At 63.6% G+C, this 19,455-nt stretch carries 17 protein-coding genes and 1 pseudogene; 8 read left to right on the top strand and 10 right to left on the bottom strand.

Annotation, left to right across the window (positions count from 1 at the left end):
- Positions 1 to 102: 102 nt before the first annotated feature.
- Entirely contained in the window at positions 103 to 1,341 is a 1,239-nt protein-coding gene (locus XALGPE39_RS04000; RefSeq protein WP_045727084.1) for a flavohemoglobin expression-modulating QEGLA motif protein, read from the bottom strand.
- An 18-nt stretch (positions 1,342 to 1,359) separates the two neighbouring features.
- On the bottom strand, positions 1,360 to 2,472 hold the full coding sequence (rsgA, locus tag XALGPE39_RS03995) for a ribosome small subunit-dependent GTPase A (protein ID WP_045727083.1): 1,113 nt from the start codon (positions 2,470 to 2,472) through the stop codon (positions 1,360 to 1,362).
- 89 nt (positions 2,473 to 2,561) lie between these two features.
- Here rsgA and XALGPE39_RS03990 point away from each other — a divergent pair, with 89 nt between their 5' ends.
- On the top strand, positions 2,562 to 3,836 hold the full coding sequence (locus XALGPE39_RS03990) for a pyridoxal phosphate-dependent aminotransferase (RefSeq protein ID WP_045727082.1): 1,275 nt from the start codon (positions 2,562 to 2,564) through the stop codon (positions 3,834 to 3,836).
- A 103-nt stretch (positions 3,837 to 3,939) separates the two neighbouring features.
- Complete coding sequence (locus XALGPE39_RS03985; protein ID WP_343123011.1) at positions 3,940 to 4,479, top strand: GDSL-type esterase/lipase family protein; 540 nt, start codon at positions 3,940 to 3,942, stop codon at positions 4,477 to 4,479.
- Positions 4,480 to 4,572: 93 nt separating this feature from the next.
- Here XALGPE39_RS03985 and XALGPE39_RS03980 read toward each other — a convergent pair whose 3' ends face one another.
- Positions 4,573 to 5,421 carry a polysaccharide deacetylase family protein gene (locus tag XALGPE39_RS03980; RefSeq protein WP_200893859.1) on the bottom strand — a complete coding sequence of 283 codons (849 nt, stop codon included), beginning with the start codon at positions 5,419 to 5,421 and terminating at the stop codon, positions 4,573 to 4,575.
- Between the two features lie 44 nt (positions 5,422 to 5,465).
- Here XALGPE39_RS03980 and grxD point away from each other — a divergent pair, with 44 nt between their 5' ends.
- Positions 5,466 to 6,392, top strand: a complete 927-nt coding sequence (gene grxD / locus XALGPE39_RS03975) for a Grx4 family monothiol glutaredoxin (protein ID WP_045727080.1) — start codon at positions 5,466 to 5,468, stop codon at positions 6,390 to 6,392.
- Between the two features lie 175 nt (positions 6,393 to 6,567).
- Here the strand turns inward: grxD and XALGPE39_RS03970 are convergent, their stop codons facing one another.
- Positions 6,568 to 7,113: a DUF924 family protein gene (locus XALGPE39_RS03970; RefSeq protein ID WP_045727079.1), complete on the bottom strand. Its 546-nt coding sequence runs from the start codon at positions 7,111 to 7,113 to the stop codon at positions 6,568 to 6,570.
- Between the two features lie 231 nt (positions 7,114 to 7,344).
- Here XALGPE39_RS03970 and XALGPE39_RS03965 point away from each other — a divergent pair, with 231 nt between their 5' ends.
- Positions 7,345 to 8,931, top strand: coding sequence for a rhamnogalacturonan lyase B N-terminal domain-containing protein (locus XALGPE39_RS03965; protein WP_235429742.1), 1,587 nt, complete (start codon positions 7,345 to 7,347; stop codon positions 8,929 to 8,931).
- A 174-nt stretch (positions 8,932 to 9,105) separates the two neighbouring features.
- On the opposite strand, the gene XALGPE39_RS16360 is transcribed toward XALGPE39_RS03965, so the two are convergent.
- On the bottom strand, positions 9,106 to 10,374 hold the full coding sequence (locus tag XALGPE39_RS16360; protein ID WP_235429741.1) for a cellulose binding domain-containing protein: 1,269 nt from the start codon (positions 10,372 to 10,374) through the stop codon (positions 9,106 to 9,108).
- Between the two features lie 337 nt (positions 10,375 to 10,711).
- Between XALGPE39_RS16360 and XALGPE39_RS03955 the strand changes: the two genes are divergently transcribed.
- Positions 10,712 to 11,050, top strand: coding sequence for a hypothetical protein (locus XALGPE39_RS03955; protein ID WP_045727077.1), 339 nt, complete (start codon positions 10,712 to 10,714; stop codon positions 11,048 to 11,050).
- Between the two features lie 133 nt (positions 11,051 to 11,183).
- Here the strand turns inward: XALGPE39_RS03955 and fghA are convergent, their stop codons facing one another.
- The gene (gene fghA / locus XALGPE39_RS03950) at positions 11,184 to 12,014 is read right to left on the bottom strand and encodes an S-formylglutathione hydrolase (RefSeq protein WP_045727076.1); all 831 of its coding nucleotides are present in this window, start codon (positions 12,012 to 12,014) and stop codon (positions 11,184 to 11,186) included.
- A gap of 78 nt (positions 12,015 to 12,092) precedes the next feature.
- Positions 12,093 to 13,202: an S-(hydroxymethyl)glutathione dehydrogenase/class III alcohol dehydrogenase gene (locus XALGPE39_RS03945; RefSeq protein ID WP_045727075.1), complete on the bottom strand. Its 1,110-nt coding sequence runs from the start codon at positions 13,200 to 13,202 to the stop codon at positions 12,093 to 12,095.
- Positions 13,203 to 13,766: 564 nt separating this feature from the next.
- Here XALGPE39_RS03945 and XALGPE39_RS03940 point away from each other — a divergent pair.
- A complete protein-coding gene (locus XALGPE39_RS03940) occupies positions 13,767 to 14,483 on the top strand; it encodes a response regulator (RefSeq protein WP_045727074.1) in 717 nt (238 codons plus the stop codon).
- Entirely contained in the window at positions 14,480 to 15,958 is a 1,479-nt protein-coding gene (locus XALGPE39_RS03935; RefSeq protein ID WP_045727073.1) for an ATP-binding protein, read from the top strand. The genes XALGPE39_RS03940 and XALGPE39_RS03935 overlap by 4 nt, the downstream gene beginning before the upstream one ends.
- Before the next feature lie 32 nt (positions 15,959 to 15,990).
- Here the strand turns inward: XALGPE39_RS03935 and XALGPE39_RS16640 are convergent.
- Together XALGPE39_RS16640 and XALGPE39_RS03925 are read right to left on the bottom strand one after the other, a co-directional pair.
- Positions 15,991 to 16,243, bottom strand: a pseudogene (locus XALGPE39_RS16640) (hypothetical protein); the annotation flags it as partial.
- An 18-nt stretch (positions 16,244 to 16,261) separates the two neighbouring features.
- Positions 16,262 to 17,626 carry a glutamate--cysteine ligase gene (locus XALGPE39_RS03925; protein ID WP_045728943.1) on the bottom strand — a complete coding sequence of 455 codons (1,365 nt, stop codon included), beginning with the start codon at positions 17,624 to 17,626 and terminating at the stop codon, positions 16,262 to 16,264.
- A 222-nt stretch (positions 17,627 to 17,848) separates the two neighbouring features.
- On the opposite strand from XALGPE39_RS03925, the gene XALGPE39_RS03920 reads away from it, so the two are divergent.
- Positions 17,849 to 18,544 (top strand): VIT family protein, encoded by a 696-nt coding sequence (locus XALGPE39_RS03920; protein ID WP_045727071.1) that lies wholly within the window; start codon positions 17,849 to 17,851, stop codon positions 18,542 to 18,544.
- Between the two features lie 190 nt (positions 18,545 to 18,734).
- On the opposite strand, the gene yihA is transcribed toward XALGPE39_RS03920, so the two are convergent.
- Positions 18,735 to 19,358, bottom strand: a complete 624-nt coding sequence (gene yihA / locus XALGPE39_RS03915; RefSeq protein WP_045727070.1) for a ribosome biogenesis GTP-binding protein YihA/YsxC — start codon at positions 19,356 to 19,358, stop codon at positions 18,735 to 18,737.
- Positions 19,359 to 19,455 lie beyond the last annotated feature (97 nt).

Genomic DNA, 19,455 nt, shown 5'->3' with positions numbered 1-19,455 from the left:
GCGGTGAGCAGGAACGGCAGTGTCGCTTGACGCTGCCGTTCGTGCTTTAAGGCATCACCACACGCGAACCATTGGCGATCGGCAAACACGGGGCGATGCCACTCAATCCAGCCCATCCATGCGGATACGGTTGGCGAACAGCGAAAACGCCAACATCCCAGTTAGTCCTCTGACCCGCGCCATCCACGGCGGCAACCAACGCGGCGGCAGCACAATGCCGGATTCGAACAGCGGTGCGAATCCGACCGCATCTTCCAGCGTCATCTTGCCAGCGAACAACCCACGGCATAGCGACAGGCGGTCACGCTGCAAAGCTTGGCGGAAAAACGTGTGCACCGACGCCAACCCACGCAGATACACCGTGTCCTTGGTGAACGCAACGCCACCGCTGGTCGGCACACCACGAAACACGCGCTGGGTCGATGAAAAACTCTCCATCGGGGACTGTCCGGCCGCATCGAAGTAACGGAACACCTCGATAAAGTCGGCACCATCGCGTGCCAGTGCGATCGCCTCGATACGCATACTGATCCGCTTCATGCGCACGATGTCGATACTGCCGGTGATCTGCTCGGCGAAAGTCGCCAGACCTTCCTGGGTCGCCGTCACTCGTGGCGAGGACAGCGCAAGACTTCGCAGATGCACCTGTGCGCGGCCATTGAGCGCGGTCAGCGAATGCACCAAGGCCTCGTGGTGGAACAACTGCGCCCGGTCGTAATCGCTGAACGTCGCACCGGCGCGCAGGCGGATGCGGCGGGCTCCCGCTGCGGCCTTGGATGGCAAGTCCGGATCCAATTCGACCGCGATCACCCGCTTACCGAAAAAGGCATCCAGGTCGCGCTGCAACAACAAATGCAACGCGGTGGCCGACACCGGCACCTGCTCTTCGGCCGAAAGCAGCTCACCGTCCAGTTCCTGAGCGATATGAATGAAATGACTGGCCGCCTCGCGCATGGTCGCCCCTTGTCCGGGCATCGGATCTTCCGGGACGCCGAACAACTGCGCCGAATACGTCCCCACCGCCGATGTCCCCAGCGACTCCAGCAACGCCGCAGCCAGATCCCAACTGTGCACCGACGCCTGCAGATAGACACCAAGCGGATGCGTTGGATCGCACGCCTGTGCGATGGCGGCCAACTCGCGACGTGTGTCGGTCAAGTCCAGGCGCGGATACTGCACCTGCGGCAGTTGCGGCTGACCGCGCGCCACACTTTGCAGAAACGACGCCTGCAGCGCCAACGGCCAGCTCGTCAGTGCCAGTAGACGAATGCCGCGCACCGCCTTGACCATGCGCGCGTCCAGCTTGGTGTGATGGCGGATCTCGGCAGGTACCACCGCCATCGCAGAATCCGATCTCGCTCAGCGACGCAGGCTGCGTGGCGGCTGGCGCTTGCCGCCCGGCTTGCCGGAGGACGAATGGCCGGCGCGGCCGGTCGTGGCGTTCTGCGCCTTCCGCTGCGCCAGCTTGCCAGCGGCACCGGCGACTTCCTCGCGCAGCTTGAGGTAATTGGCCAGACGCGCGGCGTCGATCTCACCGCGCTCGATCGCGGCCTGCACCGCGCAGCCCGGCTCAGCCTGGTGTGCGCAATCGTTGAACCGGCATTGCGCCGCCAATGCCTCGATATCGGCGAAAGCGCCTTCGGCCAGGTCTTCCTCGCCAGTGGGCTTGAGCTCGCGCATGCCCGGCGTATCGATCAGGCAGGCACCAGAGGGCAATGGCAACAACGCGCGGTGCGTGGTGGTGTGGCGGCCACGCGAATCGCGCTCGCGTACCGCAGCGGTGCGCATCTTCTGCACACCGAGCAAGGTATTGGTCAAGGTGGACTTGCCCGCGCCAGACGACCCCACCAGCACCACGGTCTGCCCCGGTCGCAGCCAGGGCCGCAGCGCGGCGACGCTTTCAGTTTGCTTCGCATTGACCGTCAGCAGCGGGATCGACTGCGCGGCCAGCTCCTCCAGCACCGCCAGGGCATCGTCGGCGTACTCGGTGAGATCGGCCTTGGTCAGCACCACCACCGGCGCGGCACCGCCACCGCCGACCAGCAGCAGATAGCGCTCGATGCGGCGCGGATTGAAATCCGCATCCAGGCCACAGACGATGAACACCGTATCGATATTGGCCGCAATGACCTGCTGATGGTAATGCTCACCAGCAGCGCCGCGCTTGATCGCGGTGCGCCGTGGCAGCAGCGCGACAATGCGCGTGCCATCCAGCAGAACCCAGTCGCCGACCGCGGCGCGCTCATGGCTGGGGAAGCGTGGCCGTTGCCAATCCGGCAGCGACTCCACTTTGAAGGCGGTGTCCACCGCATCGGCGACCACATAGCCGGTGCGATGCTGCTCCACCACCCGCGCCGGCCGCGCTTGCGGATAGGCATCGAACTGCGCCAGCCAGGCCGGCTCCTCAGGCGATCCGGGCCAGGGCCAGCCGATGGGGCGCAACGCAGCGAAATCGATCTGGGGCAGACTCATGTGCGGATTCTAGACGCTGCCGATGCGGTCCCGGTGGTTCTATCGCATTTCCGCTACCATGCCAGTTCCACGCTCCACCGGCTAATGCGATGCCTACACCGCCGATCAAGCCGCTCGCGATTCGCGAACGTCTGTCTGAAGTCCGCTATGAAATCCGCGGAGAACTGGCCCGGCGCGCCCGTGACCTGGAGGCGCAGGGGCGCAAGCTGATCAAGCTCAATATCGGCAATCCCGGCGCATTCGGTTTCCGCGCACCGGACCATCTGCAGCGCGCGATCGCCGACGACATGGGACGCACCGACCCCTACACTCACCAACAAGGCATGCCGGAGGCACGCGAGGCAATCGCCGCGGCCTACGCCCGACGCCAGCATCCGGATGCCCATCCGGAGCGCATTTTCATCGGCAACGGGGTCAGCGAACTGATCGACCTCTCCCTGCGCGCCCTGCTCAACCCAGGCGACGAAGTGCTGGTGCCGTCGCCTGACTATCCACTCTGGTCAGCCGCCACCATCCTCAACGACGGTCGCCCGGTGTACTACCGCTGCGCGCCGGAGAATGGCTTCCAGCCCGATCCGGTGGAGATCGAAACACTGGTGTCCTCGCGCACCCGTGCCATCGTGCTGATCAACCCGAACAATCCCAGTGGCGCCAGCTATTCGCGCGCCCTGCTGGAGAAGATCGTCGCTATCGCGGTCAAGCACAACCTGCTGTTGATGGTCGACGAAATCTACGACCAAGTGTTGTACGACGGCGCCGACTTCGTCCCGGTCGCGCCCCTGGCCGGGGAGCATCCCTGCGTTAGTTTCGGCGGCCTGAGCAAGGTGCACCGCGCCTGCGGCTGGCGGGTCGGTTGGGCGCTGCTCTCCGGTGCCACCGAGCGCATCGGCGAGTTCCGCAATGCCATGGACCTGCTCGGCGCGCTGCGCCTGTGCGCGAACGTGCCTGGTCAATTCGCCATCGACGCCGCAGTCAACGGCCCGGATACCATCTCCCCGCTGTGCACACCCGGCGGCCGTCTGTACGAAACCCGTCGCGCGGTGATCGACGCCTGCGCGGCCAGCGAACACTTGTCGCTGGTGCAACCGGCCGGCGCGCTGTACGCGTTTCCAGCCGTGGTCGGCGCAGCCGCGCGCGGATTCGACGACCACGCCTTCGCGCTGGAATTGATGAACGAAGAGGGCGTCTTGGTGGTCCCGGGCTCCAGCTTCAACGTGCCTTACCACAACCACTTCCGCGTCACCCTGTTGCCGGAAGCGGCGACGATGCGCGAGGTGTTCGCACGCATCGACCGAGTGCTGACGCGGCGTGCCGAAGCCGCCACCAAGGTGGTGCCGCTGAAACCGCGCAGCGCTGTGCGCTGATGCCACGCAAAGCAAAGACCAACACGCCGGTGCCGGACCCACCACGCTACCAGGCGCTTGGCGACTGCTACAGCATCGGCCAGAGCCTGACCGTGGAAGAAAGTTGGCCAATGCAACTGGCCGCCGCGCTGCGCACGCGCGGGGTGGACTTGAGCGATCCGCAGATCATCGCCACCACCGGCTGGAGCACCAACCAACTCGCACCGCCATCGACGAGGCCGCGCCACAGGGACCGTTCGCACTGGTGACGCTACTGATCGGGGTCAACGATCAATATCACGGCCACCCACTGCAGGAGTACCGTGCGCAGCTCAACTCACTGCTACAACGCGCAATCGATTTTGCCGGCACGCAATCGCGGCGAGTGCTGATGGTCTCGATCCCGGACTGGGGCTTGAGCCCACTCGCACAACCGCCCAAGTACGACCCAATACAGATCAGCATCCAGATCGACGCCTTCAACGCGACCGCCCAAGAGTGTTGCGCCGCGCATGCAATTGGTTTCGTCGATATCACCCCGATCAGCCGCGATGGCGGCGGCGAAGCGGCGATGCTGGCCGCCGACAGACTGCACCCGTCGGCGGCGATGTATGCGCGTTGGACCGAGCGCGTGTTACCTGCGGCATACGCGGCCCTGGCCTGACCGGCACGCCCTAACCCGCACGCGACGCCTGCTGGCAAACAACACCCGCGCAACACCACGTCACTCCTGGTTCCGATGGTTCGGCATCGCGCATCACGGCTGATCGACAGGCGGTTCTTCGCTGCGATGGGCTGTCACCTGCGCGGTGCCGGCATCAGGCACCTCGGCGCAAAGCCCGCGTGCGTGCAGCGCCTGTAGCACGCCCTCTACGATCACCGGGTTGTGCCCGTGCGCCGCACCTTCATGCAGTAACACAATCGCGCCTGGAGTCAGCTTGCGGACGATGCGCGCCACGGTCGCCGCAGGGTCGCAGCGCACGCCATCGAAGCCGCGCACGTTCCAGGCCACCCGGGTCAGGCCATGACGGCGCAGCGGTGCGGCGACAAAGGGGTTGGTCATGCCCACCACCGAGCGGTACCAGCACGGCGCAACACCGGCGATGCTGGTCAAGGTTTGCTGGGCCTGATCGATCTCGCGCGCCATGCGCTGCGGCCCCAACGCCCAGAACCAGGCATGTGGATGAGTGTGACTGTGGTTGCCGATGCCATGGCCACGGCGCACGATCTCGCGCACCAACTGCGGACGCGCGGCAGCGCGCGCGCCGACCAAAAAGAAGGTGGCCTTGGCCTGATAGCGGTCGAGCAGCTCCAGGATCGCCACGGTGTCCTCGGACGGACCGTCGTCGATCGTCAGCCATACCCGGGGGGCGCTGCCGGGCAGACGATCGAGCACCGGCGCGTACAGCCACGCCCGTGGCAGGAAGACCGGCAGCAAAAACGCCGCATGCGACAGCAGCAACACCGGCAGGCCGATGCGCCAGCCACACGCCCACCAGAGCGCCGCGACCAGTGCCTGCGAGGCCAACGCCCAGAGCAGCCAGCGGTGCGGATGAGGCGGGATACGATGCAGCGTTTCCGGAACTGTCATGCCCCATGATGCCATGCGGCGTAGAATGTCCGGCCTGACTTCGCCACCGAATACCTGCCATGTCCCTGGATCCCGCCCTGCGCTCGCGCATCGAAACGCTGCTTAGCTCCAACCGCGTCGTGCTGTTCATGAAAGGTCAGCCGGGCATGCCGCAGTGCGGGTTTTCCGCCAAAGCGGTGGGCGCGCTGAACGACCTCGGCGTCGACTTCGCCCACGTCAACGTACTGGCCGACCAGGACATCCGCGAGGGCATCAAGGTCTACGGCGACTGGCCGACGATCCCGCAGTTGTACGTGGACGGGGAGTTGATCGGCGGCAGCGACATCATTCTGCAAATGGCCGGCAATGGCGAACTGAGCGAGTTGTTGGGCGTGCCAGCCCCGGATCGCACGCCGCCGACGATCACCATCACCGACGCCGCCGCCGACATGCTGCGCGGCGCGCTGGCCGACGCCCCAGGCGCCAGCCTGGCATTGGCGATCGATGCGCAGTTCCAGCCGAACTTCCAGCTTGCGCCGACCGATCCCAACGCCATTGCCGCCGAATCCAACGGCCTGCGCGTGCAGTTCGACCTGGGCAGCGCACGCCGCGCCGACGGCATCACCATCGACTGGGTGGACGACCTGCGCGGGCGCGGCCTGGCCATCGACAACCCCAACGCGCCCAAGCCGGTACAGGACATCAGCCCGCGCGACGCCGACGACCAGGTCCGCGCCGGCAACCTGATCCTGGTGGACGTGCGTCCGCCGGAGGAGCGCGCGGTCGCCGCGGTGAATGTGGCATTCCGCTCACTGGACGGCGAGCAGCGCGCGCAATTGGAAGCCCTACCGAAGGACACCGCGCTGGCGTTCTTATGTCATCGCGGCGGGCGCAGTGCACAGGCAGCCGAACGCTTCCGCGCGCTCGGCTTCACTCGGGTACACAACGTGATCGGCGGCATCGACGCCTGGACAGACCAAGTGGACGGCAGCGTGCCGAAGTATTGAGCCGTTCACGCACGCGGCCATAATCCGCTCAACGGGCAGGCGCAAGATCATGCGCTCGTGCAGCCACGCATACACCGATCCATCCACTGCGCCATGGCAATGCACCGCGTGCATCGCCACGGCGCAGTGGATGACGCACGCTGATTGCCTTCGGTGCGCAGACGCGTTTGGCCAGTCAGCCGATGCCCGCGTCGACCTGCAGAAAATCGTTCTCCTCCTGCGTGGTTTGCCGTCCCAACGCCGCATTGCGATGCGGAAAACGACCGAAACGCTGGATCACGTCCTCGTGCATCACCGCCCATTGCAGCGCCTGGGCATCGGCAAGCGCGCTGAACAATTCCACCGCCTGGCGTTGCAACGCGACATCCTCGGTATGCGTGTAAGGCAGATAAAAAAACATCCGCAACGTCGTATCCGTCTGCCGATCGAACCCGTCCACCAACGCCTGATGCGCGTAATAGCAGGCCAGCCCGTCGGTGGCGTAAGCATGCGCACTGCCACGGAACACGTTGCGCGGCACTTGATCGAGCAACAGCAACAGCGCCAGTGCACCTTCGGCATCGCCCATCCACCCCGCATATTCGCCGCGCGCAGCGGCATGGTGGGTGTCCAGCAAGTGTTGGCGGACATTGGCGTCGAAGGATTCGTTGACGGCGAACCAGCGCTCACGGCCAGCACTACGCCAGAAATCCACGACAGCCTGCGGGGTGATTTCGCTCATCGCGGCGTCTCTCTGGCTTCAATACAGTTGCATAGCAGATCCCACGTCGCGATGCAGTGCAGAGCCGGCCAGCGTCAACGTCGACACGGTAGGAAACAGAGCATGGACCGCGTGGCGACTTGTAACTGAAGCGGAACATGTCGATGTCAAGGTGATATCCACACCTGATTTTGTAAATTAATTAAAGACCCACATCCCATGAGAAATGCCTGCGTGCGCACCTTTTTTTCCATGATCTTGTTTTGTCTCGCAGTGGGCAGCGCACTGCCTGCTGTGGCACAGAATGGAACCTTCGGCCTCAGCCACAGCGGCGGGCGCTTCACCGTCGATAGCGGCGCCAATCTGGTGTTCAGCGTGGATGACAGCAATGGCGACCTGGTGTCGATGCGCTATCGCGGCACCGAGTTGCAGAGTACCGAGCCCAAGGGTTCGCAGATTGCCTCGGGACTCGGCACAGCGACCGTGGTGGCGCGCACCGTGGGCGACACCATCGTCATCTCGGCTCAAGCCGGCGATCTGACCCATTACTACATGGCGCACAAAGGCCGCAATGCGATTTACATGGCCACCTATGCGCCCACCTTGCTGCCAATCGGCGAATTGCGCTTCGTCACACGGCTCAATGTCAACCTGCTGCCGAACGCCGACCGCGAACCGGACTCCAACGTCGGCACTGCGATTGAAGCCAAGGACGTGTTTTTGCTTCCCAACGGCCGCACCAGTTCCAAGTTCTATTCTGCGCGGCGTGCAATCGACGACAGCATCCATGGCGTGAGCGGCACGAACGTGGCCGTTCGCATGTGGATGGGGAACCGCGAATACAGCTCCGGTGGCCCATTCTTCAAAGACATCGCCACGCAAAAGACTGTGGTCACCCACGAGTTGTACAACTACATGTTTTCCAACCACACCCAGACCGAGTCCTATCGCGGCGGTCTGCATGGCGTGTATGCCCTGCTGTTCACCGACGGTGGCCCAGCGCCAGACGCGGCGACCGATCTCAGCTTCGTCGATGCGACGCTGAAACTAAAAGGCTTCGTGGACAACACCGGCCGCGGCGCGGTATCCGGTCAGGTCTCGGGCGTAGCAAACGGGCAACCGGCCGTCGTCGGCCTGAGCAACGACCAGGCGCAGTACTGGGCAAGCGCGGACTCGACAGGACAATTCCAGATCGCCAGCGTGCTTCCTGGACACTATCGCATCACGCTCTACCAAAACGAACTCGAAGTTGCGCAGGACACACTCGAAGTCGATGCCGGCACCACCACGCAGACCGCATTGCAAGCGGTGCCGCTGCAGGGCCAGGTACAGTGGCAGATCGGCGTGCCCGACGGCACTCCCAGCGGTTTTCTCAACGCAAGCCTGTTGCCCACGATGCATCCCTCCGACCAGGCCATGGCACCTTGGGGGCCGCTGACCTACCGTGTGGGAACCAGCGCGCTTGAGGATTTTCCTGCGGTGCAATGGCACGGCGTCAACACGCCCACGCGCATTGAGTTCGTCCTCGGCGCCGACCAAGTCAGCGACTATCGCTTGCGGATGTTCGTCCCACTGACACAAGCCGGTGCGCGCCCGCAAGTGAGCGTGAACAGCCAATGGATTGGCCCGGCACCAGCGCGACCCAATCAACCGGACAGCCGCGGCATTACCCGCGGCACCTATCGCGGGAACAATACCCTGTACCTTGTCGACATCCCGGCCACGGCCTTGCAGGCCGGCCTCAATTGGCTGGACATCGATACCATCTCCGGCTCGCCGGACAATGGCTTTCTCGGTCCGGCTGTCGTCTTCGACAGCGTGCAACTGATCGCGCCATAAGCTGATCGTGCCTTGAAGGTTGCACGGATGCGGGAACGTCCTTGCAACCTGGGTGATGCAGTGCATTGCAAAGAAATATGCCTGGACGACCGAGAACGCTCATCCAGGCATACCCTCATCGTTTGAACAACCCAGCCCAATAGTGATTTGCTGGGTTATTCAGACCTCGTGATCTCAACGGCTGGCGCAGAAGCCGAACTCGGCCATGGCACCAGGCGCGAGAGTCTTGTTCCAATCCATACCCGCAGCGCTGAGCGTGCTGCCGGACTGCGTCCAAATCGCATTCCACAGGCTGTTGATCGTGCCGCTGATCGGCTGGCTGATTGACCAGTTGCCTGCGCTGGTACCGGTATTGGTCACCTGCACGTGCTCGCAATAGCCGGCATGCCAGTCGCTGTCGACAATGGTACGTGTGCTGAAGCTCGGGCTGCTCGTGGAGCCACCACCGCTGGTGCCGCCACCGCTGGTGCCGCCACCACTGGTGCCACCACCGCTGGTGCCACCGCCGCTGGTGCCACCGCCGCTGGTGCCACCGCCGCTGGTGCCACCGCCGCTGGTGCCACCGCCGCTGGTGCCGCCGCCACTGGTGCCACCACCGCTGGTGCCACCGCCGCTGGTGCCGCCACCGCTGGCGCCGCCGCCACTGGTACCGCCAGTCTTCGCGTCGATGTTCGCCGTGATATCGATCCAACCTTTGCCGCGCACTACTTCGAAGCCAGTTTCAACCACATGCAGGTACAGCGAATCGCTGTAGCGACCATCCTGACTACGATTAGCCTGCAACCAATTGAGGAATTGCTTCACGTCAACATTGAGGCTACCGCTGGTCGGCAGATTGGCCTGGCCAGCAGTGCCGTGCGGGATAAAGGTATAAACGTAATAGCCGGCACCGGCGTTATCACCCTCCCACAAATCGAAGGTATAGCCGCCAGCGGTGATTACGTTGGTGGCGGTGGGCTGACCCACCGGATAGGAGTTATTTCCGCCCCAGATCATCAATTCCAGTTGTGGCACGTCCTTGTTCGCGTCGCGGCGGAAGAATATGTCGTAGGCAAAGTCGCCGTGCATGTCAGTGCCGCCAGCACTGTAGGAGAACTGGACCGGGATCGATGTCAGCGAGGACACCTGGGCGGGAAACAGATTATCGTTGGCCGGATTCCAACCGTAGTGGTAGCCGCGCAGAATGGCTGGATAACCATGCAGGTCGTTGCTGGGATAGTTGAAAGACACATTCAATTCCGGCGTGGTGCCGGTACCAAACGTGCCTTGCATGCCGTGGTTCGGATCGCCGAAATCGTTGACCCATGCGTAATGGCTTCCATAGACCTTATTCGGCCCAGCCATAACCAGGGGCGCGGCGGCCATACACGCCAGCGCGAGCAGTGTCTGCAAGGGACGGCGCGTCTTACGCGGGACACCCGCGACCATCTTGATGTTGTGCATCGGAATTTTCCTTAGGGAAACAGCCATTCGCTGTCTTAACCGACGCTAACAAGATGTCCGCAGATTGAGCTATGAAAAGAACATCTGAGTAATGCACGAACGGCAATAGTGCTAGCTCGGCACAGTATCAAGCGTGCGCGAACACTCACTTCCAGGCCATTAGCAACCTCCGACAACGTGTATTGTCTACCGAGCGGACCACTGCCATGTGCCCATCCAGCATCGATATAAGATCGTCGATGGGCTGGTTGCGCTAGTGACGAGGCGGCCTCACTGCACACCGGATGGTAGTCTCGCTCTGCTAGGCTGCTTGGCCTTGCATCACGGAAAAACATCTATGACCGTCACCTATTCGATCAGCCTGCCCGATCCCTCCCGTGCGCGCGGCAGCCAACCGTCGCTGAGTTTCACCGCACATGGCGCCGACGCCTTCGCCGAACAATTGCAAACCGCCCTGCGCGACCCAGGCTGGTGTGAGCGCTGGCACGCGTTGCAGCCAGATCCGGACGAGGTGGATCCAGCCCAGGCCATCACCGATCCCAATGCACGCGTCACCGGCAGGCAGAACGACCTGCGCATTGACCTGTCCGTCACGACCAGCATCCCCGGCGACATCCTGAGGCAGCGCATGCGCTTGCTTGCCGGCAGCTTCTGGGAACTGCACGACGTGCGCTGAGAGAGCACAACACTCTCACGCACAACGCGCGTGAGGCAGCCGCACAGTCGATGCCCGAGCATGGGATTTGCCTGCGCCCACCCAAGGCTGACCGCACACCACCAACCAGCCCCGACGCCCCCTCTCGCTGCGCTCAGTCGCGCAGCGCGCGCGCGTGGAAGGCGATGTGCTCGCCGATGAAGCTGCCGACGAAGTAGTAACTGTGGTCGTAACCGGGCTGCAGGCGCAAGGTCAGCGGATAACCAGCGGCATCGGCCGCATCCTGCAGTAACTGCGGCCGCAGTTGCGCCTCCAGGAACGCATCGTCACCGCCCTGGTCGATCAGCATCGGCAGATGCTCCCGAGCCGTGCGGATCAGTGCGCTGGCGTCATACGCCGACCACTGCGTGCGATCCTCGCCCAAATACGCGGTAAAGGCTTTCTCACCCCAAGGCACTTGCGTCGGCGCAACGATCGGCGCGAACGCCGACACGCTGCGGAAGCGACCTGGATTCTTCAGCGCGACCACCAGTGCGCCATGCCCTCCCATCGAATGGCCGCTGATCGCACGGCGACCATTGTGCGGAAACTGCGCTTCGACCAACGCCGGCAATTCCTCCACCACGTAGTCGTACATGCGGTAATGCGTGGCCCACGGCGCGCGCGTGGCGTTGACATAGAAACCTGCACCGATGCCCAAGTCATAGCCATCGGCATCGGCGACGTCATCGCCGCGCGGACTGGTATCGGGTGCGACCAGGATCACCCCATGCTCGGCGGCATAACGCTGCGCACCGCACTTGATGATGAAATTCTGCTCGGTGCAGGTCAATCCACTGAGCCAGTACAACACCGGCAACGCTGCGTGCTCTGCCTGCGGCGGCAGATACACCGCGATGTGCATGGTGCAGCCGAGGGCCGTGGAATGGTGACGATAGACGTCCTGCCAACCACCGTGACAGGCATGGTGTTCGATACGCTCCATCAAAGTGACTCCTGTGTTTGGAAACTACCTGCGTGCGACGTAGCGCATGCACGACACCGCAACGCAACGAACCGTCGATCAGAAATGGATGACGGTACGGATCGACTTGCCTGCATGCATCAGATGAAACGCTTGGTTGATCTCATCCAGCGGCAAGGTGTGGGTAATGAACGGATCCAGGTCGATTTCGCCTCGCATTGCCTGCTCGACCATCCCCGGCAACTGCGTGCGGCCCTTGACCCCACCGAACGCGCTGCCGCGCCACACCCGGCCAGTCACCAACTGAAACGGACGCGTGCTGATTTCCTGACCAGCACCGGCCACGCCGATGATGACGCTCTCGCCCCATCCCTTGTGACAGCACTCCAGGGCCGCGCGCATCACCTGCACATTACCGATGCACTCGAAACTGAAATCCACACCGCCATCGGTCATCGCGACAATCACTTCTTGAATCGGACTGGCATGGTCTTTGGGATTGAGGCAGTCGGTGGCACCCATGCGCCGTGCCAGTACGAACTTGTCCGGATTTGTGTCGATCGCGAGAATGCGCCCCGCCTTTGCCTGCACCGCGCCCTGGATCACCGCCAGACCGATACCGCCCAGTCCGAACACCGCCACCGAATCGCCCGGCTTGACCTTGGCGGTATTGTGTACCGCGCCGATCCCGGTGGTGACGCCGCATCCGAGCAGACACACCTTCTCCAACGGTGCCTGCGGATCGACCACGGCCAGGGAAATCTCCGGCACCACCGTGTATTCGCTAAACGTGCTGCAACCCATGTAGTGGTAGATCGGCTGGCCGTTATAGGAAAAGCGCGTGGTGCCATCGGGCATCAGGCCTTTACCCTGCGTGACGCGCACCGCCTGGCACAGATTGGTCTTGCCAGACAGGCAAAACTTGCACGCGCGACACTCGGCCGTGTACAGCGGAATCACGTGATCGCCCACCTTCACGCTGATCACTCCCTCGCCCACCGCTTCGACGATGCCCCCGCCTTCGTGGCCGAGCACCGCCGGAAAGATCCCTTCCGGATCGTCGCCGGACAGGGTGAACGCATCGGTATGACAAACGCCGGTGTGGGTGATCCTGACCAGCACTTCGCCCTGACGCGGCGGCGCGACATCGATCTCCACGACCTGCAACGGCTGACCTGCTGCGAAGGCAACGGCGGCACGGGATTTCATGGGCGTTCTCCTGACTGAAAAACGGAGGCAATGCGACCGGTGACACGGGATGACTCAAGATACGCGCGAACCAACAGGCACAGCTTGCGTAAACGCCAATGGCCCAATGCTTCACGCATATGCGCCTGCATCACCGATGCCATCAGACTGCCAACCGCAGCGGCGCATAGCGCCGCGATCTGCTGAGGCAAGGGCGCGTAATCCGAACTACCTTGCAGCGCCCGCTCCACTGCCTCGCTCTGCCCGCGCGTAAGGCGGATGGGAAACAGAACACACGTCCTTTCATGCAGGTGTGTGACATGCGATTGGAGGTTGAAACATATGTTAAAGATAATATCTGCACGACCGGCAAAAAGGAACGGCGAACCGTGTCCACACCGTGCCGACCGGCCTGCCCTGCATCGCGCGTGCAGCAGACAAAAACCGCCATGAAACCGCAGCCTATGATGATCCGACGACCATACCCTGGCCGGAGATCGGTGAACAGACGCTGGCCGCACCAGTTCCAGACAGCCGTCACCACGTCTAGACTGACCGAATACCTTATGACCCTCCCTCAAGATCGTGGACATGAAATCCTTCATCCTGGTCGTTGACGACGACCCGGACCTGCGCCGACTCATCAGCGAGTTCCTGAGCGAACACGGCTATCAAGTAGAGTCCGCCGAGACAGTGGCGCAAATGCGCCAATTGATGGCCGAACGGCAACCGGACCTAATCGTTCTGGACGTGATGATGCCCGGCGAAGACGGGCTCAGCGCAGCGCGCCAACTCGCCAGCGAGCGCGGCGCACCCGCCGTCATCATGCTCAGCGCACTGGGTAGCGACACCGACCGCATCATCGGCCTGGAAGTGGGTGCCGACGATTACCTGGCCAAACCCTGCAATCCACGCGAACTGCTGGCACGCGTGCGCGCCCTACTACGCCGCAGTCAAGCCACGATGCTGCCGCCGGAAGCGCGCGGCAACGTCTACGAATTCGCTGGCTGGCGGCTGGACGTGATCCGTCGCGATCTGCGTGACCCCACTGGCATCTTCATCAATCTCTCCGACGGCGAGTTCGCCCTGCTGCGCACCTTCGTCGAACACCCGCAACGTGTCCTCAGCCGCGATCAATTGCTCGACTACGCGCGCGGGCGCGACACCGAGGTCTACGATCGCGCCATTGACAGCCAGATCAGCCGTCTACGCCGCAAGATCAACGAGCGCGTGCAGACCGAATTGATCCGCACCGTGCGCAACGAAGGCTACATGCTGTTGCCGAGCGTCGCCCGCCTGTGAGCGCGTCCAAGCGCGGCTTGCCGATTTTCGCACGCACCTTCCTGTTGCTCATCGTGGCGTTGCTGGCGGCACAACTGATCGGCATCGCCCTGGTTTTGCGCACACCGGTCTACGAGATGCCGGTGCATCCACCGGAAGTGATCGCGCTGCTCAGTACCCGGATGCCCGCACGCACGCAGACGCTGAAAGTCCAGGACTCTGCGCGCGCGCCATTGCCGGCCCCGGATCAAGTCCGCGATGGCATGGCCGAACGCCTGATAGCGCATTGGCTGGCAGTGGAGCAGGAAGAAGTACGCTTCTACCGCAATAGCGACGGTCGCCTCGACCGCCTGCGCTTCCGGCTGGGGGAGCTACCACCGCAACCCGCCTCTGCAGCATCGGACCAAAGCGCAGACACGCCCTCCTTGCACGTTGTGGTCGATGCCACACCACCGCACACCGCGCCCAGGGATACGACCCGCAGCAACGCCTTCGACGCAACGATGCGCGCCATGGGCTGGCGCGAACATGGCTTCGCCCCAGAGGTGCCGCTGCTGGATGGCTTCACCGCCGCGCTACACCAACCCGATGGCAGTTGGCGCAGCGTGATGTCACCGCCGCAACGCTTTTCCCGCGAATTCAAGAGCAAGGTGGCGATGCTGCTCTTGGCCGGCATGTTGGCGATGCTACCGCTGGCCTGGTGGTTCTCGCGGGCGCTGTCGGCGCCGATCCGGCGCTTTGCCGAAGCCGCCGACCGTCTGGGCCGCAATCCCAACGCACAACCACTACAGCGCAGCGGCCCCAGCGAGATCGTGCAAGCCGCCGACTCGTTCAACGCGATGCAAGCCCGCCTGAACCGCCTCATCAACGAACGCACGCACATGGTCGCCGCGATCGCCCACGACCTGCGCACACCACTGGCGCGCTTGGCGTTCCGTCTGGAGAGCCTGCAGCCACCGTTGCGCGACAAAACCATGGCCGACATCGACGAGATGAAAGCAATGATTTCCGCCGCACTGAACTTCATCCACAACGATAACCATCGCACTCCCCGCTCTCCGCTGGATTTTCGCCTTCTCGTAGAAAGCGTGGTGGACGATGCCAGCGACACCGGCGCCGACGTCAGCCTGCACGCCGGCCAGGCCATCACCCTCGACGGCGACCCGCTATCACTGCGGCGCATGGTGATGAACCTGGTGCAAAACGCCTTGAAGTACGGCAAGCGCGCGCGCGTGCACCTGCGGCGCGAAGCCAACGAGTGCGTGCTGTGGATCGACGACGATGGTCCCGGCATTGATCCAACGCAACGCGAGAAATTGTTTCTGCCGTTCTTCCGCGGCGAAAACTCGCGCAATCGCGACACCGGCGGCATCGGCCTTGGCCTGTCAGTGGCGCACAGCACGGTGCTCGCACACGGCGGTGTAATCGAGCTGAACAATCGTCCCGAAGGCGGCTTGCGGGTGTGCGTGACACTGCCTTGCCAAGCGAGCACATGAATCCGCAAACAAGACGGACGCAGCTGACCCGCCTAACGTCGTTGCTGATTGCCGTGTTCTGCCGCGCTTTCCCGCTGCAATGCCGCCTTCATCCTCGCCAGTCCATCGGGATTGGGCCAACCAGCGAACGTCTCGAGGCTGGTGCTGCCACGCAGCAGATAGAACGTCGGCGTCGCGATGCTGTGCAGGAAAGCCCAGCGCTGCGCCGATACATCAGGTGCATCGGCAGCAGGGCTGGCGGCGATTCCATTGCGCGATGCCGTCGATGGAAGGGCTAGGGCCTGGCTCGGCGACGCGTCCACCTCAGTAAGCGAACTCGCCGAATACCCTATCGATATCGCCCTGCCAGGCACCGTGGTACAGCGCCAGCTTACGCTCGGCGGCAGTCTCGCCATCGTGCAGGATCTCCACCAGCGGTTCGAGGAAGCGTGATTCGTCCTGGCCATCGCGATTCAAGCATGCACGGCGACGCAATCCAGCCAGGGCGATTTTCACCGCTTCGGTGGCGAGATCCTGCACGCTGCCATGACGGAACGGCAACTTCAGGGCGTGGCGCGGCACGCCGTCGCGCAGGGCGTGGCGTTCGCTCAGGCTGAAATCCTTGACCAAGTCCCAGGCAGCATCCAGCGCCGCGTCGTCGTACAGCAGGCCGACCCAGAACGCCGACAGTGCGCACAGCCGCCCCCATGGCCCGGCGTCGGCGCCGCGCATTTCCAGATATTTCTTCAACCGCACTTCCGGAAACGCCGTGGTCATGTGATCGGACCAATCGCGCAGGGTCGGCAACGCACCGGGCAGCGCCGGCAACGCGCCACGCATGAAATCGCGAAAGCTCTGCCCGCTGGCATCGATATAGGTGCCGTCGCGATAAGAGAAATACATCGGCACGTCCAGCAGGTAATCGACATAGCGCTCGTAACCGAAGCCATCTTCGAAGACGAAATCGAGCATGCCGGTGCGGCCGGCGTCGGTATCGGTCCAGATGTGCGAGCGGTAGCTGAGGTAGCCGTTGGGCTTGCCTTCGGTGAATGGCGAATCGGCGAACAGCGCGGTGGCAATCGGCTGCAGCGCGAGCGAGACACGGAATTTCTTGATCATGTCCGCTTCGCTGGCATAGTCCAGGTTGACCTGGACCGTGCAGGTGCGGGTCATCATGTCCAAGCCAAGCCCGCCGACCTTGGGCATGTACGCCTGCATGATCTTGTAGCGGCCCTTGGGCATCCACGGCATGTCGTCGCGGCGCCATTTCGGCTGGAAACCCATGCCGAGAAAGCCCAGGCCCAATTGATCGGCCACCTGCTTGACCTCGTTGAGGTGGCTGCCCACTTCCACGCAGGTCTCATGGATGGTCTGCAGCGGCGCGCCGGACAGTTCCAACTGCCCGGCCGGCTCCAACGTCACCGAAGCTCCATCGCGCAACAGGGCGATGGTACGTCCAGCTTCGCGCACCGGCTCCCAGCCGAATTGGGTGAGACCGAGCAGCAAGGCTTCGATCCCGCGCTCGCCGTCGAACGTCGGCGGCCGCAGATCGTCCAGGCGGAAACCGAATTTCTCGTGTTCGGTGCCGATGCGCCACTGCGCCTGGTGCTTTTCTCCGGAGGCCAACACCTGAACCAGTTCGGCGCGGTCGGTGATCGGTGTCTCGGCAACGTGACTGGGGCTCGACAAGGGCAGCACTCGCACGAAAAGAGGGAGGAATGTGGGGGTCATCCACCGCCATCGCAAGGCCGGCACTGTAGACTGCCGACGACATCGCGCACATCACGACGGGCGGTAACGCAGTATTCCATGGCCGCCATGCTGGCGGCGTCGAGAGTGAGACGCAGCCACAAGCCCCGCGATCGACTCGGCTAAGCTGCCATCTTGACCTATTTCGCAACAGGTGTCGCAATGCGCCCCGCCCACTCAGAACGACACCGCTCCGACCGCGCCGGCTGGCTGCGCGCAGCCGTGCTCGGTGCCAACGACGGCATTCTCTCCGTGGCCGGCCTGGTGGTTGGCGTCGCCAGTAGCGGCGCCTCCACCACCACCGTGCTGACCACCGGCATCGCCGGTCTGGTCGCTGGCGCGATGTCGATGGCCGCTGGCGAGTACGTCTCGGTGCAGTCGCAGGCGGACACCGAACACGCGGACCTGGCGCAGGAACGCCGCGAACTACACGAAGATCCGCAAAGCGAACTGGAAGAGCTCACCGCGATCTACCGCCAGCGCGGACTGGACCCGGCGTTGGCGCGCCAGGTTGCCGAACAATTGACCGCACACGATGCGCTGGGCGCGCATGCGCGCGACGAACTCGGCATCACCGAAAGCCTGCGCGCCCGCCCATTGCAGGCCTCGGCCGCCTCGGCGGCGGCATTTTGCGCTGGCGCGGCGCTGCCGGTCGTCGCGGCCTGGCTGGCACCGACCGGGGAGCAACTCTGGGTCACCGGCGTGGCAACCCTGGCTGGACTGTCGCTGACCGGCGCGCTGGCCGCTCGTGCCGGTGGTGCGTCAGACGCGCGCGGCGCGGCACGCGTGCTGTTCTGGGGAACACTGGCGATGCTGACCACTGGCGCGATCGGGCACCTGTTCGGCGTACATGTCTGAACGCGGCTAGCGCGCGCATTCGGCTATGTCCGCACCACTGACCATGCCCGACAACGATCACACTGCATGGGCAGCGACTCTCGCACAGCGGTGGCATGCGCAAGGTTATCGGTGATCGCCTGACACCTCGCCCGCCATCCACCACCTGAAGACGGCAATGGGCACAGCGCCAGCAGTTCGAGCGCGCAGCTCAAGGCACGACGGACGGCGCAGCCTCCAGCCCCAACCAATCGCCGACGATGGCGCGCGCCTCGTCCACGCCCTGGCGACTGGCGCCGGAAAAAGTCTGCACACCGACCGTATCGCCGAACGCCATGAGCAGTTCCTTGCGCACCTGCTGCAACGCTTGCGCCTGCTGACCACGGCCGAGCTTATCGGCCTTGGTCAGCAGCGCATGCGCCGGCAAGCCGCGTTGCACGGCATAGCGCAGCATTTGCCGGTCGTAATCCTTGAGCGGATGCCGGATGTCCATCACCACCACCAATCCACGCAAAGCCTGGCGCGTGCGGAAATACGCATCGATGAACGACTGCCAGTGCGCCTGCAGTTCCTGCGGCACCTTGGCATAGCCGTAGCCTGGAAGATCGACCAGATAACGCTCCGGCTGCACCTGGAAGAACACCAGTTGCTGGGTGCGTCCAGGCGTCTTGGAGACACGGGCCAGCGCGTTCTGCCGGGTGAGCGCGTTCAACGCGCTGGATTTTCCCGCGTTGGAACGACCGGCGAATGCCACTTCCCAGCCGTCGTCATCGGGCAACTGGCGGGCGTTGTGGGCGGAAAGCAGATAGTGAGCACGTTCGAGGATCAGCGACATGCCACTAGGATCGCACGTCTGCCCGCCAAGGCGGGCTGCGTTGACCACTGGGCAGTGGCGCGAGGATAATCGCGCGAATGCGGTCGCCGCCTCGGCA

Origin of the sequence: Xanthomonas sp. GPE 39 (assembly GCF_000963005.1) — a bacterium.
In the GTDB taxonomy this organism is placed as follows: Bacteria; Pseudomonadota; Gammaproteobacteria; order Xanthomonadales; family Xanthomonadaceae; genus Xanthomonas_A.
The sequence above is the reverse complement of the archived record's forward strand: the minus strand, read 5'-3'. Positions and strand labels throughout refer to the sequence as shown.